This is a genomic window from Methylobacterium sp. WCS2018Hpa-22 (assembly GCF_031843785.1).
Lineage (GTDB): Bacteria > Pseudomonadota > Alphaproteobacteria > Rhizobiales > Beijerinckiaceae > Methylobacterium.
In genome coordinates, this window is the sequence record NZ_JAVTJA010000007.1 from 235888 (window position 1) to 250804 (window position 14917).

General features: G+C 65.4%; 13 protein-coding genes. 7 read left to right on the forward strand and 6 right to left on the reverse strand.

Features of this window, described 5'->3' with window-relative positions; translation table 11 throughout:
• Positions 1 to 15 precede the first annotated feature (15 nt).
• The 4 genes from RQI43_RS11805 (at position 16) to dxs (ending at position 3619) form a co-directional block, all read left to right on the forward strand.
• A complete protein-coding gene (locus RQI43_RS11805) occupies positions 16 to 579 on the forward strand; it encodes an HD family hydrolase (RefSeq protein ID WP_311275290.1) in 564 nt (187 codons plus the stop codon).
• Complete coding sequence (locus RQI43_RS11810; RefSeq protein ID WP_056423891.1) at positions 579 to 1091, forward strand: tyrosine phosphatase family protein; 513 nt, start codon at positions 579 to 581, stop codon at positions 1089 to 1091. The genes RQI43_RS11805 and RQI43_RS11810 overlap by 1 nt, the downstream gene beginning before the upstream one ends.
• 160 nt (positions 1092 to 1251) lie before the next feature.
• Positions 1252 to 1536, forward strand: coding sequence for an exodeoxyribonuclease VII small subunit (locus tag RQI43_RS11815; protein ID WP_311275272.1), 285 nt, complete (start codon positions 1252 to 1254; stop codon positions 1534 to 1536).
• A gap of 97 nt (positions 1537 to 1633) precedes the next feature.
• Entirely contained in the window at positions 1634 to 3619 is a 1986-nt protein-coding gene (dxs, locus tag RQI43_RS11820; RefSeq protein ID WP_311275273.1) for a 1-deoxy-D-xylulose-5-phosphate synthase, read from the forward strand.
• Positions 3620 to 3732: 113 nt separating this feature from the next.
• On the opposite strand, the gene RQI43_RS11825 is transcribed toward dxs, so the two are convergent.
• The gene (locus RQI43_RS11825; RefSeq protein ID WP_056427325.1) at positions 3733 to 4272 is read right to left on the reverse strand and encodes a superoxide dismutase family protein; all 540 of its coding nucleotides are present in this window, start codon (positions 4270 to 4272) and stop codon (positions 3733 to 3735) included.
• Positions 4273 to 4689: 417 nt separating this feature from the next.
• On the opposite strand from RQI43_RS11825, the gene RQI43_RS11830 reads away from it, so the two are divergent.
• Positions 4690 to 5325: a hypothetical protein gene (locus tag RQI43_RS11830; protein WP_056427322.1), complete on the forward strand. Its 636-nt coding sequence runs from the start codon at positions 4690 to 4692 to the stop codon at positions 5323 to 5325.
• Positions 5326 to 5447: 122 nt separating this feature from the next.
• On the opposite strand, the gene RQI43_RS11835 is transcribed toward RQI43_RS11830, so the two are convergent.
• Both RQI43_RS11835 and RQI43_RS11840 read right to left on the reverse strand, forming a co-directional pair.
• Positions 5448 to 5681: a GcrA family cell cycle regulator gene (locus tag RQI43_RS11835; protein ID WP_018043414.1), complete on the reverse strand. Its 234-nt coding sequence runs from the start codon at positions 5679 to 5681 to the stop codon at positions 5448 to 5450.
• Positions 5682 to 6261: 580 nt separating this feature from the next.
• Positions 6262 to 6672 carry a histidine kinase gene (locus RQI43_RS11840; protein WP_056427317.1) on the reverse strand — a complete coding sequence of 137 codons (411 nt, stop codon included), beginning with the start codon at positions 6670 to 6672 and terminating at the stop codon, positions 6262 to 6264.
• Positions 6673 to 6936: 264 nt separating this feature from the next.
• Between RQI43_RS11840 and RQI43_RS11845 the strand changes: the two genes are divergently transcribed.
• Both RQI43_RS11845 and RQI43_RS11850 read left to right on the forward strand, forming a co-directional pair.
• Positions 6937 to 8490 (forward strand): DUF563 domain-containing protein, encoded by a 1554-nt coding sequence (locus RQI43_RS11845; protein ID WP_244478002.1) that lies wholly within the window; start codon positions 6937 to 6939, stop codon positions 8488 to 8490.
• Between the two features lie 338 nt (positions 8491 to 8828).
• The gene (locus tag RQI43_RS11850) at positions 8829 to 10913 is read left to right on the forward strand and encodes a hypothetical protein (RefSeq protein ID WP_311275274.1); all 2085 of its coding nucleotides are present in this window, start codon (positions 8829 to 8831) and stop codon (positions 10911 to 10913) included.
• 66 nt (positions 10914 to 10979) lie between these two features.
• On the opposite strand, the gene RQI43_RS11855 is transcribed toward RQI43_RS11850, so the two are convergent.
• The 3 genes from RQI43_RS11855 to RQI43_RS11865 all read right to left on the reverse strand — a co-directional run bounded on the left by RQI43_RS11855 (position 10980) and on the right by RQI43_RS11865 (position 14917).
• On the reverse strand, positions 10980 to 12293 hold the full coding sequence (locus tag RQI43_RS11855; RefSeq protein ID WP_311275275.1) for a PAS domain-containing protein: 1314 nt from the start codon (positions 12291 to 12293) through the stop codon (positions 10980 to 10982).
• 198 nt (positions 12294 to 12491) lie between these two features.
• Positions 12492 to 13748 carry a Zn-dependent hydrolase gene (locus tag RQI43_RS11860; RefSeq protein ID WP_056427306.1) on the reverse strand — a complete coding sequence of 419 codons (1257 nt, stop codon included), beginning with the start codon at positions 13746 to 13748 and terminating at the stop codon, positions 12492 to 12494.
• A gap of 146 nt (positions 13749 to 13894) precedes the next feature.
• The gene (locus tag RQI43_RS11865; protein ID WP_311275276.1) at positions 13895 to 14917 is read right to left on the reverse strand and encodes an ABC transporter ATP-binding protein; all 1023 of its coding nucleotides are present in this window, start codon (positions 14915 to 14917) and stop codon (positions 13895 to 13897) included.

A 14917-nucleotide genomic window follows, 5' to 3' on the forward strand; every position in this document is an offset into this window, starting at 1 on the left:
CGCGCCTGGCAGCGGATGTTGTCGGGCCGGCGCCTCGATCTCCTCGACCCCTCGCCGCAGGATATCGAGATCGCCGACATCGCCCACGGTCTCGCCCGCGTCGCCCGCTGGAACGGCCAGACCGCCGGACCGCACGCGTTTTCCGTGGCCCAGCACGCCTTGCTGGTCGAGGCTCTCGGGGCGGATCTGGCGCCCGGCCGGAGCCGGATGCAGCGTCTCGAACTCCTGCTGCACGACGCCCCGGAATACGTGATCGGTGACATCATCTCGCCGTTCAAGGCGGCGATCGGCCCGTCCTACAAGAGCGTGGAGTTGCGCCTGATGGCGGCGATCCGCCGGCGCTTCGGCTTGGCGGAACCCACGGAGGAAGAGGTTCGCCTCGTCAAGCGTGCCGATGCGGTCGCGGCCTATCTCGAGGCCACACGCCTTGCGGGCTTTTCCGAGGAGGAAGCCGGTACCATCTTCGGCCACCCCGACGAAACGGGGCCTGAGGCGCTGGCCTTGGTCGAGCCGTGGCCCATCGCCGAGGCGCAAACCCGGTTCCTCGCTCGTTTTCAGTCTCTTAGCCACGGTTTCTGATGTCGGACATTCACGTCTGCCCTCTGTCGCAACTGCCCCAGACCCTCGAACGCATCGGGGCGAACCATCTGATGACGCTGATGAAGGTCGGCACCGCGATCGACCGGCCCGACAGTATTGCCGACGGGCGCCATTGCGTGGTCGAAGTCAGTGACATCGTCGCTCCCCTCGACGGGCATGTCCTTCCGGGCGAGGTTCATGTGCGTCGAATCCTCGATTTTGCCGCTTCATGGGATCGGGAGCGTCCGCTGCTGATCCACTGCTATGCCGGGATCAGCCGCTCCACGGCAGCGGCCTATATCGCCGCCTGCGCTCTGTCCCCGGAACGGGACGAGGCCGAGATCGCCCTTGCTCTGCGCGCCGCATCGCCGTCGGCGACGCCCAACGCCCTGTTCGTAGACATCGCCGATCGGCTACTGGCGCGCGAGGGACGGATGTCGGCCGCCATCGCTGGGATCGGGCGGGGCGCGGATGCGTTCGAGGGAACCCCGTTCGTTCTCACGTTGGGGTGAAGAACAGGCCTCGGCCCAGCTTAGAATTGTGCCGAATCGAGTGTGGCCGAAACGACGCCACCCTTGACGAACTGCACGCCGATAGAGCAGCTGACGCCCCCTTGGGCTTGTCCGGCGGGCGGGCGCAGGCTTAGACCGGCACAATGAGGGGTAGCTTGGGATGACCGCAGCGCGATCCGCCGTGGCGGCGACAACCGATTCGAATGTGTCCGGTGAGGGGCTCGATCTGCCGTTCGAGAAGGCGCTCGAACAGCTCGAGGAGATCGTACGTCGGCTCGAGAAGGGCGATGTGCCCCTGGACGAGTCGGTTACGATCTACGAGCGCGGCGAGGCCCTGAAGCGGCATTGCGAAGGCCTGCTGCGGAAGGCCGAGGCGCGGATCCAGACGATCACGCTCGGGCCCGATGGGCGCGCGGCGGGGGTCGCTCCCCTTGATGTCGGCTGAGCCCTGGAGATCGTGATGATCTGTGGCTGTTTCGAAAATATTCATCTGCCGCAAGAGTTTGCGCGCATGTCTTCCCTCCGGGCGTGAGGTTGCTTCGGTGTCACGGATAGAAACCTCGATCCTCGACGGGCTTGACGAGACGTCTGCTCTTCGCGCGCTTCCTGAGAGCCAGCTTCAGGCGGTGGCGGACGCTGTGCGTCTGGAGATGATCGACGCGGTGTCGGTGACGGGCGGTCACCTCGGGTCGGGGCTCGGCGTGGTCGAGCTGACGGTGGCGCTGCATCACGTGTTCGACACGCCCGACGACCGGATCGTGTGGGATGTCGGGCACCAGGCCTACCCGCACAAGATCCTGACGGGGCGGCGGGACCGGATCCGGACGCTGCGCCAGCCGGGCGGGCTGTCGGGCTTCACCAAGCGGTCGGAGAGTGTCTACGACCCGTTCGGGGCGGCGCATTCCTCGACCTCGATCTCGGCGGCGCTCGGCATGGCGGTGGGCCGCGATCTCGACGAGTCGACGGCCAAGGCCAAGGGCCAGCCCGCTCCGAAGCGCCGCAACATGGTGGCGGTGATCGGCGACGGTTCGATGTCGGCGGGCATGGCCTACGAGGCGATGAACAATGCCGGCGCGCTGCATTCGCGGCTGATCGTGATCCTGAACGACAACGACATGTCGATCGCCCCGCCGGTGGGGGCGATGTCGGCCTATTTCGCGCGCCTGGCCTCGGGCGGGACCTATCGCGGCCTGCGCGAGACGGCCAAGCAGCTCGGCAAGCTGCTGCCGAAGGCGATCTACCAGCGCGCCGCGGCGGCGGAGGAATACGCCCGCTCGCTGGTGGTGGGCGGCGGCACGATGTTCGAGGAGATGGGCTTCCACTATGTCGGCCCGGTCGACGGGCACAACCTCGACCATCTCCTGCCGATCCTGAAGAACGTGCGCGATTCGGACCAGGGCCCGATCCTGCTCCATGTCGTGACCCAGAAGGGCAAGGGCTACGCCCCGGCCGAGGCGTCGGCCGACCGCTACCACGGGGTGGTGAAGTTCGACGTCCTGTCGGGCGTGCAGGCCAAGGCCAAGCCGAACGCGCCGGCCTATACGCGGGTCTTCGGCGAGAGCCTGATCAAGGCGGCGGATGCCGACGACAAGGTGGTGGCGATCACCGCGGCGATGCCGGGCGGCACCGGGATCGACCTGTTCGGCAAGGCGCATCCGGACCGGACCTTCGATGTGGGCATCGCCGAGCAGCATGCGGTGACGTTCGCGGGCGGTCTGGCGACGGAGGGCTACAAGCCGTTCGTGGCGATCTACTCGACCTTCCTGCAGCGGGCCTACGATCAGGTCGTGCATGATGTGGCTTTGCAGAACCTGCCCGTGCGGTTCTGCCTCGACCGGGCGGGTCTGGTGGGTGCGGACGGGGCGACCCATGCGGGTGCGTTCGATCTCGCCTATCTGTGCTGCCTGCCGAACATGACGGTGATGGCGGCCTCCGACGAGGCCGAGCTGGTCCACATGGTGGCGACCCAGCATGCCCATGACAGCGGCCCGATCGCGCTGCGCTATCCGCGCGGCGAGGGGGTCGGTGTCGACCTGCCCGAGCGCGGCGTGCCGCTGCCGATCGGCAAGGGCCGGATCGTGCGGCGTCCCGAGGGCGCACGGGTGGCGCTGCTGAGCCTGGGCACGCGTCTGGGCGAAGCCTTGAAGGCGGCCGACCTGCTCGAGACGGCGGGGATCGCCGTGACGGTGGCGGATGCGCGCTTCGCCAAGCCGCTCGACGAGGCGATGATCCTGGATCTGGCGGCGAGCCACGAGGTTCTGATCACCCTGGAAGAGGGCTCGGTCGGCGGCTTCGGGGCTATGGTGCTGCATCTCCTGTCGGAGAAGGGCGCGCTCGATGCGGGCCGGGTGCGGGTGCGGACGCTGACGCTGCCGGACACCTACCAGGACCACAACAGCCCCGACACCATGTACGCCGAGGCCGGCCTCGATGCCGACAGCATCGTCCGCACCGTTCAGGCTACCCTGCCCGAGCAGAAGGCACGGGCCGGCGCCAAGCTCGTCAGCATCGGCAAGGCCCAACGCTGACCGACCGTTACTGAACCGGGGCAGACATCACGGCTCCGCGGTCGCGGCGATCGTGATGTCGCCCTCCGCGCTCGCATCCCCTCCCGGCATCGGGCCGGGGATGCGATGGCGGGTTACTTGATCACCGAACAGGCGATGCGGGCGCCGGCGCCACCGATGGGCTGGCTCGTATGGTCGTCCTCATTGGCATGGATGATCAATGCCGAGCCGTCGGCATCCTTGAGGCCGCCTTCGCCCGTAAGTGGCGTCTCGCTCGAGACCTCGGCATTCACCGAGCCATCGGCATTGGCATAGACGTTCGGCAGGTCACCCTCATCCGGTCCTTCCGGATTGAGCAGGCCGTGCTTGCTCTGGTCGTGGTTCACATGGGCCTTCGACTTCTCGAATTTCTCCATGTCCGAGCAATCCGCCACGGCGTGGAAGTGGATGCCGTGCCAGCCGGGAGGCAGCCCACCGGGCTGGATCGCCAAGCGTAGCACCAGCGCGCTCGCTCCGTCGCGGATCGTGGCCGTACCGATCGGTTCACCCTTCCCGTTGACGACCTTGCTCTCATAGGTCTGCGGCGCGGCATTCTGCGTCGCGGGGGCCGGGGCCTGTGCGAGGACTGGCGCGACGCTGCCCAGCAGGGCGAGGACCGACAGGAATCGTCTCATGGCGTTTCTCCTCTCCACGCCGGGGTGATTGTGGAGCGATACAGGGAAAATCCCGGCCGACCGTAGCCGAGGACGATCGCTGGAGCGGCGACGCCTTCGCTTTCGAGTCGTTAGCCATGTGTGTCGGCAGACCCCGGACGGCAACCGGTCGCGGTGGGCATGGTGCGGGCGGCCATGCTCCGTTTGCACAGCGTAGGGCCGACCATGGCCACGCGACAGGTCGGGCGCAGTGACGCCGCCGCGCCGCCCTGCATAGGTCGATGTCCCCATCGGCGGTCGGTTAACATAGCATCGTGGACGCCATCGTAAGCTTTCGTTAAGCTCTCGCCGCTGTCCGCTTCCGATTGCCGGGCGGCGCGTGCAGAGGTGGATCGCCGATATGCGTCCGATCTCTCGGCACCAGCCTGGAGAACGTCGATGCCAGTGCGGATCCATCGGGTTTCGACGATCGTTGCAGCGCTCGGCCTGTTGGCGATCTGGGCCATGTCCCCGGTCGATCCCGCTCTCGCTCAGGATGCTTCGCCCCCTCCCGCCGGGCGAGCATGGACCGACCCGCCCGATCGTAAGGCCACTCCCTCGCCTGTCGCCGCCCGCGAGGAGGGTAAGCCGCAGGAGGTTCGTAAGGGGAACGCGCCGACTCGCGCGAGACAGGTTGCCGGCAGCCGTCGCGACGCGGTGGCTCATCGGCAAGTGAGCAGGAAGGCATCTGCACCCAAGGTCGCGCGCCGCATCGCTCCCGCCGACCGCCAGCCGATCCGACGCACGGCCGTCCGCGCTCCCACCCACCGATCCACAGCAGACCGTGCCTGGACCGTCCGGGCCTTTCAGCCGTCACGGGAGGAGGCGCCAGCCTATCGCTACGGCTATGTCTCGGACGAGGCTCCTGTCTATCACCGTAGGGAGGACGGAGTGACGGATTACCGGGCGGCCCGTCTGCGCCAGGCACGGGAAGCGGGATATCTCGTCGTCCGTGGCAGCGATCTTCGTACTCTTCGCGGACGGCCCCTGGAGACCCTCCGCGAGCCAGAGGATCAGGACGATCCCGAGGATTGATCCCTGACCAAACTAGGTCGCTGAGATTTTCGCTGCGTATGGGCGCGTCCGGTGACGCTCACGCAAAAAGCCCCGCCGGGAATGCCAGCGAGGCCTGAGATCTACGCGGAATGAGTGGCGCGTTAGCGAAGCCGCCCGGGGCGGGCCGGCTCGAACACGATACGACGGTGGAAGGCACACCAGCTTTTGCCATCCGGCGCAGGCGCTCCACAGCACACCGCGCGATCGTTAGGCTCGCCGATGATGAACTTACACACGAAGGCACCCGACTGCGCGAAGGGGACACGCAGTTCAGCCGATGGCTCGGCAATGGCGTCTGCATCGCCGATCTGTGACAGGCGAACGAGCTGATTCATGTAAAACGTACTCGCAGGGTTCTGCGTCTCTGGCGGGCGCACGCCCGATGGGACCGGATTGAAATCCGCCGCGCGAACGTTTCTTCGGTTCCGGAACACGATTCGTGCTCCAGTTCCTTCCGATCCGCCCCGTGACATCTGGAAAGTCACGATACGACGCTGTCATGATGTCGTTGTATCTAGGGATCTTTCGCCCTTAAACAAGTCTCTGTGCACCAAGGTGCTGCAGCGCACAGGAATTCGTGCATTTCTGCGCGTTCAGCGGACGAGGGTTGGGCTTTTTCGCACCCTGTCTCTTTCGATTCGGGGAGTTCCGGCAACGTGAGTCGTCCGCGATAGGCTCGAAAACGCCGAGTGATTCGCCGGTAGCATAGGTGCTCGACCCGCTTGGGTCGCTTCGTGGTACCGGGTCGATGGCCTGACGGGATCGTTCCGGCGGCAGATGGCCCAAGCTGCCTGCGGTTCCGGAACGGCAAGACAAAAACCCCATGCGCCGGTTCGAGCCGGTGCATGGGGTCTGGTCGTTCTATCGACGCCGTAAGACTTGGCTAGCGGCTCGTCGCGAGGGTGAGCCGCGTGCTTACTTGAGCAGCTTCACCAAGGCCTTGCCGGCCGGGGTCTTCAGCTCGGCGGCATCGAGGGTGCCGTCGTTGTCCGGATCGGCCGCCTTGAAGCGGGACTCGACGAGAGCGAGATATTCTTTCTTGTCGAGGGTGCCGTCCTTGTCCGGATCGGCTTCGGCGATCACCTTCTTGCCGCCGCGGCCCTTCAGTTCCTTGGCGTCGAGGGTGCCGTCCTTATCGCCTTCGAGGGCGTCGAACTTGGCGCTTGCGACGGCCTGGACTTCCTTCAGGTCGATCGTGTCGTCATTGTCGGTGTCGATCATCGAGATGATCTTGTTGCCCTTGGCGGAGGCCGGAGTGGCGAGAGCGACGGGGACGGCCAGGGCGGCGATGGCAAGGAAAATAGGAAATTTGGAACGTGCAATCATGCGTAAAGCTCCTAAGTTAATCAGCATAGTGGCACTATCACACGCCTTCGCAGATGCGAAGGTGTCCTGTTGCAGGGCAGCGGCTCGTTTGTAGGCCAGCTGTGGATGGCCGATCCGTCGCTTTGGACGAACTGGATTGACATGGGAGCGTCCGTCCGGCGATCCCCGCCCGCAAGACCCCGGTCTTTTCCTTCTTCAACCTGAAGAGGCGGTGCCGTAGTTGAACGACAAAGGATGTGATCGATCGCTATGTTTCGGCCAATCATGGAAAGTGGTCGTCATCTGCTGAGACGCGTCTGGCGTTGGACCGTCCTCGGAGGACGTGGGTTCAAGTACCGGGATTTCGAGGCGGCTTTCGAACGCGGCGATTGGACGACGATCCTGACGCGGGCGCGTAAGGCGAACCGGCTCAAGAACAGCCCCTCGATGATGGGCATGTTCATTCGCGCCGCCGGTGAGATGCGGGACGTGGAGGCGCTTCGTTGGGCCGAGAAGGAGTCCCTTCGTGCGGAATGGCCGAAGCGAGACCGTTATGCGGTGAGCCAGAGGTTCCTGCTGATCGGCGAGGCGTCGTCCGCCTGGGCGGTCTTCCTGGCCGACGCATCGATGATGGCCGAGCCGCGATTTGCGCAGCAGGCGAAATCGTTTCTCCCCCATACCAAGGATCCGGCCCTGCGGTCCGAGATCAAGGCGGCCATGGCGAAGGCCAGCCCCCCTGCTCCCGGTGCCACGGCCAGCGCCGCAATGGCGATGTCGACAGCGATTCGTTTTCCGTTCTCCGGGTCCGGGCGACAGGTTCAGGGCACCGTCGAGATCGTGTCGAGCGAGCGCACCCCGCCGCGACACGCGGTGCGGATCGCGGCCGATATCGAGAGTTTCCGACAAAAGGCCGCCCGGGCGAAGCCGCCCGAAATCATCGAATACCGGGATGTGTTCGTGGACCGGAACGGCCAGATCTGGAAGGAGGACGGCAGCGTCATCGTCTCGAAGGGGGCTCCCATCCCCAGCCTGTCGCGCCAGGACGCCCCCCGTATCACGACGGGTTTCTTCGCCATCAAGGCCACACGCGGCATCTATCATTGGCTGGTGGACCGTCTCCCGCTCTTCTCCTGGATGCTCGAGGACGGGGCGCCGGAGGCGGCAGTCCTCCTCAGCGACCAGGCCCCTTCCTTCGAGAGGGAGACGCTGCAATTGGCCGGCCTCTCCCACGCGGTGGTCGGTGTGGGGGAAGCGGTCTTCGTGGAGCGATTGCTGATCGCCCGCAGCGGCATGCAGGGCTTCACCTATTGGGACCAGGTGGCGCCGGTCATCGAACGGGTGAAGCAGGCCGCCAGGGCCATCGCCGCTCGGGAGATGGTGAGTGCTTGCGACGCGATCTACATCTCTCGCCGCGACTCGGGCCGGCGCGTCATGAGGAACGAGGCCGAACTCGAGGCGCAGATCGCGAAGCGAGAATACGCGGGCATCACCCTAGGAACCATGCCGCTGTGGCAGCAGGTTTTCACCGTATCGTCGGCGACGCGGATCGTCGCTCCCCATGGTGCGGGCTTGGCGCATATCCTCTTCGCGCAATCGGGAGCGCAGATTACGGAGATGGTGCCGGTGCAGGACGGCACTTACTTCCTGCGCCTGAACTTCGCCCGGCTTAGCCTCGTGATGGGACACCGCTATCGAGGCTGGTTGGAGCCGCATCTCGGCGCCATGGACAGCTGGACCGTGGATACGCCGGCCTTTCTCGATTTTCTCGATGGAGGGATGAGCGGTACGGGCCTCTCGGCCCTGGCGCATCCCGTCGGCGACCGTTCCCGGGGAATATGACAGGGCCGATAGCGACGGGAAAACGAGCGGATCACGTGATTGTTGGACAAGAGCCGACAATCGCGGGACCTCATTCCGGCCATGTCGTTGCAGCAGGACCGTCGATCGTGACAAACACGCCGGATCGACGTCAGGGCCGGGATTGGGGCTTGGTTCGCCAAGGAAGGTCGGACAGGGAAATTCGGTTCGGTCTCTGTCGACGCATGCTGGATCGAGGCATGATGTTGCTTCCTCGCGTGACGCGGTTTTAGATTTCGGATTGGGAGATCGGGATTGAGCGCGCGACCGGCGACACGTGCGGTGAAACGGTGCCTATCGCTCTCCGTACGAGATGTTTCATGCTGATCTTGGAGAACGTCTGGCTCAGGTCGCTTCAGTCGCGGTCGCACGCGGTTCTGTGCGGCCTCACCGGGGTCATCCCGACGAACCGGCGTGTCGGGATTCTCTGCGCTTCGAAGATCGAGCGCCGTGCTTTCAGCGACCTCATCATGGGGGTGCGGGCGCCCAGTATCGGCAAAGTCCGGCGCGAGGCGGAGATTTCGAGCCCCGTCGGCCGTATGGCGGGAATCGTGGTGCAACACACGTTGAGGCGGAACTGCGTATTCGCCGCCAAGATGCACCGGATCGAGCCGACGAGCCTTATCAAGTTCGTCGCGTTCGTGGCCAATATCGACGCTTTCATGGACGTGCCCTACAAGCAGGTGCCTGCCGATATCGCCCTCTCCTTCCGGTATGCCCTGTCTTATGGGCTGCCCTACGAGACGTATTTCGTTGACGGGGACATTATTCCGCAGACGGCCGAGTTCACCGACCGTTTCGCCAGCGTTGTTAAGCAGCGCTCGGCCGCGAGCGGCTTCATCGTCATCTCGTCGAACGTCACGCTGGTTCGGGAATTCTGCGACATCGTCGGCGTAGTGCAGAGCGACAAGATCGTCCTCTACTCTAACGCTCAGCGGGCCATCCACGAATACATGAGGCTAGTCGACCTCAACAGGCCCGACGTCGATGCCGTAGAGACTTTGCTGGCACGGATCCGTCGCGCTCTGAAGCTCGAGGATTGGCCGATGGTGGCCTCCATCGCCGCATCCGAGATGGAGGGTGATCCGGACAGTACAACGGCGATCTGGCTGTATGGGGAACTCGCCCTGTCGCGCGGAGAGCGTCGACGTGGCATCGACTTGATCCTACGTGCCTGTCAGGCCAACCCCTCTTTCGAGGAGCCGTGGAAGGCGTTGGCGCGAATCGCCGAAGACGAACAGGACGAGGAGCGGCTCAAGCTCCTGGCCAGCGTGCTGATGACCAACGGTAAAGGCCGGATCAAGCGGATAGCCGCCAAGATCATCGAGCGGACCGGCACCGACGAAGCGGCCGTCGAAGCATGGCGTCAGGTCGCGGTGGCGGCTCAGGGTGATGTGAACCTCCAGATCGAGGCCGGAGACCGCCTGCTCCGCGCGGGAGCGGGGGAGGATGCGGCACGGATCTTCGAGGCAGCCTTTGCGGACGATCCGACCAATGGACGCATCCTGCTGATGCTGTACCGCAGCGAACTGCTCTTCTCCGACAACGAGCGTTTGGCCGATCTGGTGGTTCTCATGATGACGGTTTGCCCGGAAGAGATCGAACGGGCGATCCGCCTCGCCCAGCGGGCGCGCCGTTTGGAGGCGAAGCTGATCGACGAGAATGGCGCGCCCGCCCTACTGGAAGCGCAGGTCGAGGAAGCGCTTCCGGTGCGGATTCGGCGCGCCATGAAACTACAGGATGTCGCTGCCATGGCCGAGATCGCCGAGGCTGAGTTCCGGCGGGACGCGGACAGCGCCATAGGCATATGGCTCTTCGGCGAAATCGCCCTCATCAAGGGGGACCGCGAGCGCGGCGGCGACCTGATCCTGCGCGCCTGCCAGACGGATGCGGAGTTGCAAGAGCCCTGGAAGACTCTCGGCCGTCTCGCCGAGGAAGAGAAGAACGAGGATCGGCTCAGCTCTTACATCTCCGTGCTGATGACGAACAATCAGGGCAGGGTTCGGCGGCTAGCTGCCAAGGCCCTCGAATCGACAGGGGACGAGGAATCCATCCTGGCCGCGTGGCGCGCCGTGGCACATGTGGCGGGTGGGGATCTCAACCTTATGGTGGAAGCCGGTGATCGGCTGTTCCGCTACGGCGCTGCCAGTGAGTCATCTCAGGTCCTGTCACGCTTGCTTCATATCGACCCACGACACGTTCGCGGGCTGATCCTGCTCTTTCGCAGCGAACTCGCCTTTGCCGATGACGAGCGCATGATGGCATTGGCGGATCAGCTCAACGAGGTCGCCCCTGCCGAGCTCGATCGCGCGATCCGTCAAGCCTGGTATGCGCGCAGGGGAGAACTCGGCAAGCGGCTGAAGCAACGGTTTAGGCAGCCAGTCTCCAGCGACACGGGCGCGTGAGCGAAGGTGGTCTCGACCCCATATCGGTGAACCGGAAACACAGATCAGACTCGACGAGGCCCAGCCTTACGCCTCTCGCACGCCGGGTTTGTGCCCTGGATCGAAGGTGAAGACGACGCCGGCCTGTTCGAGAACCTGACGCACCGCCTGGATCGTGTCGCGTCGCGGCCGGATCGTGGCGTCGGGGTCTTCGATCCGGACGATGGTCGAAACCGAAACGCTCGCGCGTCGAGCCAGCTCGTCCTTCGACAGGCCGGTCATCCCGCGGGCGGCCCGAACCTGTGCGGACGTGATCTCCCCGCCGCCGCGACCGATATCGCTCGCGGGGCCGCGTACTTCCGTTGTCGATGAAGCAGCCTGGAATCGGCTCTGTCCTGGGACGCTCAGGCACACGCCGACCCATTCCTTCACTGAGCCGTCTCGGTTCATAATCGGCACGCCACGGGCGTTGAACCAGCGATAGATCCCGTCGACACAAAGGATCCGATAGTCGGTGTTATAGGCCGTGTCGTGGCTGAGGGCCGTGCGCCAGGCGAAGTTCGTACGCTCCCTGTCGTTGGAATGAAGCACGTCGAGCCAGCCAAGCCCCTGGAACTGCTCGTGTCGCTGTCCGGTGAGCTCTTCCCAGAGCGGCATGTCGATCGACTTGCCGTCGGGGCTGACGATCCAGACCACGGCGGCGGTAGCCGAGAGCAGGGCCTTGAAGCGATCGTATCCTTGTTCGGCGGAGTGTTTCGCGTCGTACTGGTCGGTCACATCCTCGACGACGCCGATGGCTTGGCTCGGGCGATTGCCGGGGCCATGCACAACCTCCGCATGGCTGGCAATCCAGCGCAGTGTCTGGTCCGGCCGGATGATGCGGAACTCGCGCTTGAGAGGCCGGCCATTGCGGAGAACGGTCAGCATGTCCGTATGCGCGGCCCGGTCATCGGGATGCATCATGGCCTCGACGACGCCGAAGCTCAGGGCGACGGAGGGGGGCAGGCCGAGAACGCGGTGAAGCCCGATCGAACCATGGATGCCGAGTTCTTCGAGATCGGCCGACCAGAAAGCGATATCCGTGGCGTTGTCCATGAGCTTCAGCAGGCGGCGAGACGGGACACGGCGCGATGCGCCATCCGACCGTCCGGATGGATCCATCGGCGACCGTGGCGACATGCTACTTTCTCCTCGGCCAATATGCCGCCTTACAGGAATGAATTTGTTCCAGGATATGCTTGGAGAATATGTCGTTGCGTGTTTTTTGCGCGCAACACAACCCAATGAAGAGGGGATAAAGGGATTTTCCTGTAGTTGCTTTTGTGGGGGCTTGTCGCATTCACATAGATTGTCTCTGTCATGCATCTCCCTCACTTCGCCGCGGTCTTCCGGCTGCGCCATGAAGGGGCTGTATGCGAGGCCACAACCGGCCCCGCCCCGCACCTCGGCAGCGCAAAGCATCATATTGCATGCCTGTCGCTGCGAGAGAGGGAGATGGTCGATCCACTGAGCTCGACGCCGATAGGCCGGAGCGTGCGTTCCAGCAGACATGTATGACGTCGCTGCCGAACCTCGCCAACCAACCCGGACGACTCCGGTTCAGCCAGCCCGAACCGGTGAATTGGCCAGGGTGAGAAGGGTCTGGAGCAGGACGTCGGCGCCAGCGGTGCAATCGCCCTGGGTCGCCGATTCCGCCTCGTTGTGGCTGATCCCGTCTCGGCAGGGCACGAAGATCATGGCCGTCGGGGCGAGGGCGGCGATATTGCAGGCATCGTGGCCGGCGCCCGAGACCATGCGGCGATGGCTGAAGCCCAAACCCTTGGTCGCCGCCTCGACGGCGCCCACCACTCCGGCATCGAACGGCACCGGCTCCTTGCGCCAGATCCGGGTCAGCTCGATGGTGAGCTTGCGCCGACCGGCGATGGCGTCGAGTTCCGCTCGCAATTCACTCTCGACCACATCGAGGGTCTTGGCTTTCGGGTCACGCACATCGAGGGTGAAGCGGATGCGGCCGGGAATGACGTTGCGCGATGGCGCGCCGATCGCCGCCTCGCCGATCGTCGCCACCGCCGTGGGACCGTGGGCATGGGCGATCCGCTCGACGGCCAGTGCGATCTCGGCGAAGCCGTTGAGGGCGTCGCGCCGGCGCAGCATCGGTGTCGTGCCGGCATGGCTCTCGAAACCCGTCACCACGCCGTCGAACCAGGCGATCCCCTGCCCGCCCTCGACCACGCCGATGGTGGTCTCCTCGGCCTCCAGGATCGGACCCTGCTCGATATGCAGTTCTACGAAAGCGCCGATCCTGCGCTCGCCCACCGGCTCGTCTCCGCGATAGCCGATGGCCTCCAGCGCCTGCCTCACCTCGATGCCGGCGGCATCGCGACGGGAATGGATGTCCTCCACCGTGAACTCGCCCGCATAGGCGGCGGACGCCATCATGGCGGGTGCGTAGCGCGAGCCCTCCTCGTTGGTCCAGTTGACCAGAAGCAGGGGCGCCTCGGTCTCGATGCCGGCATCGTTGAGGGCGCGCATAACCTCCAGCCCCGCCAGGGTGCCGAGGATGCCGTCGAACTTGCCCCCCGTGGGCTGTGTGTCGAGATGCGAGCCGCAGGCGACGGGCAGGCGCGTCATGTCGCGTCCGCGCCGCAGGGCGAATTGCGTACCCAGCGCGTCGACACCCACTTCGAGGCCCGCCGCCTCGCAGGCATCCCGGAACCAGTCCCGGACTTGGCCATCCTCCTGCGATAGGGTCAGCCGGTTGATTCCGCCGGCGGGGGTGGCGCCGAACCGGGCGGTCTCCATGATCGTGGACCACAGGCGCGCGCCGTCGACGCGGAGATTGTGGGTCGTGCTCATATGCCTATCCGTTGTCTCGGTTCAGTCGCTGGGGAATGGGGGCGGTTCTTCAACCTTCAACCTCAGTCCAAGGTGCCGCGCGAAGGGGCCTCGAAAAACGTCCGTGCTTCGCTTCGGCACTTCAGGGCGAGGTCGTGGGAGGGGGGCTACGCGTCCGCCAACTCCGCCCGCTGAGCCTGGAAGCTCCGCGCCGCCTCGTCGGTCTTCCAGCAGGCGGCGCGATGGCCCGGTCCGGCCTCGACCACCGGCGGGTCGCCCACGCGGCAGCGTTCCTCGGCAAGGAAGCAGCGCGGTGCGAAGGGGCAGCCCGGCTGGCGGTTGGCGAGGTCGGGCGGGCTTCCCGGGATGGTCTGGAGCCGGGAGCCCTTGGCGAGCGCCCCGTCGGCGCGGCTGCGCAGCAGGCCGATCGTGTAGGGATGATGCGGGTTCAGCACCACTTGCCGAGCGGAGCCCTCCTCCACGATGCGGCCGGCATACATCACCGCGATCCGGTCGGCGACTTCGACGGCGGCACCCAGATCGTGGGTGACGAAGAGAGTGGACAGTCCGAGTTCCGCCTGCAGGTCGCGCAGGAGAAGCAGGATCTGGATCTGCACCGTGGCGTCGAGGGCCGTCGTCGGCTCGTCGGCGAGGAGGACCTTGGGGTTGCAGGCGAGCGCGAGGGCGATCATCGCGCGCTGGCGCATACCCCCCGACATCTCGTGCGGATAGGCGTCGAGTCGCCGCTCCGGGCTCGGGATGCGCACCCGTTCGAACTGTTGAAGCGCGCGGGCCCGCGCTTCGGCTGCGCCGATTCCTTCGTGCTGGCGGATCGCCTCTATGATCTGGCGGCCCACCGTATAGACCGGATCGAGGGCCAGCAGCGGCTCCTGGAAGATCATCGCGACTTCGCGGCCGCGCAATGCCGTCAGGTCGCGCTTGCCCATGGCCATCACGTCGCGGCCGGCGACGAGGATGCGGCCTTCGATCGCAGTCTTGCGCTCGGGGTTGAGGCGCATGATCGCGCGCAGGGTCACGCTCTTGCCCGATCCCGACTCGCCGATGAGGGCGATGGCCTGGCCTCGGCCGAGGGTGAGATCGACCCCATCGACCGCGCGGACCTTGCCGCCGAAAGTGACCTTCAGGCCCTGGATTTCGACGGCGGGTTCCTTGCCAACCGCTCGGGTCAT

What these genes read in the sequence shown, in the direction of transcription:
- RQI43_RS11810 (WP_056423891.1), top strand. Translation starts at nt 579, where the DNA reads ATGTCGGACATTCACGTCTGCCCTCTGTCGCAACTGCCCCAGACCCTC.
- RQI43_RS11850 (WP_311275274.1), top strand. Translation starts at nt 8,829, where the DNA reads ATGCTGATCTTGGAGAACGTCTGGCTCAGGTCGCTTCAGTCGCGGTCG.
- RQI43_RS11805 (WP_311275290.1), top strand. Translation starts at nt 16, where the DNA reads ATGTTGTCGGGCCGGCGCCTCGATCTCCTCGACCCCTCGCCGCAGGAT.
- RQI43_RS11860 (WP_056427306.1), bottom strand. Translation starts at nt 13,748, where the DNA reads ATGAGCACGACCCACAATCTCCGCGTCGACGGCGCGCGCCTGTGGTCC.
- RQI43_RS11845 (WP_244478002.1), top strand. Translation starts at nt 6,937, where the DNA reads ATGGAAAGTGGTCGTCATCTGCTGAGACGCGTCTGGCGTTGGACCGTC.
- RQI43_RS11840 (WP_056427317.1), bottom strand. Translation starts at nt 6,672, where the DNA reads ATGATTGCACGTTCCAAATTTCCTATTTTCCTTGCCATCGCCGCCCTG.
- RQI43_RS11825 (WP_056427325.1), bottom strand. Translation starts at nt 4,272, where the DNA reads ATGAGACGATTCCTGTCGGTCCTCGCCCTGCTGGGCAGCGTCGCGCCA.
- RQI43_RS11855 (WP_311275275.1), bottom strand. Translation starts at nt 12,293, where the DNA reads ATGGCGCAGCCGGAAGACCGCGGCGAAGTGAGGGAGATGCATGACAGA.
- RQI43_RS11865 (WP_311275276.1), bottom strand. Translation starts at nt 14,917, where the DNA reads ATGACCCGAGCGGTTGGCAAGGAACCCGCCGTCGAAATCCAGGGCCTG.
- RQI43_RS11815 (WP_311275272.1), top strand. Translation starts at nt 1,252, where the DNA reads ATGACCGCAGCGCGATCCGCCGTGGCGGCGACAACCGATTCGAATGTG.
- RQI43_RS11835 (WP_018043414.1), bottom strand. Translation starts at nt 5,681, where the DNA reads ATGAATCAGCTCGTTCGCCTGTCACAGATCGGCGATGCAGACGCCATT.
- RQI43_RS11830 (WP_056427322.1), top strand. Translation starts at nt 4,690, where the DNA reads ATGCCAGTGCGGATCCATCGGGTTTCGACGATCGTTGCAGCGCTCGGC.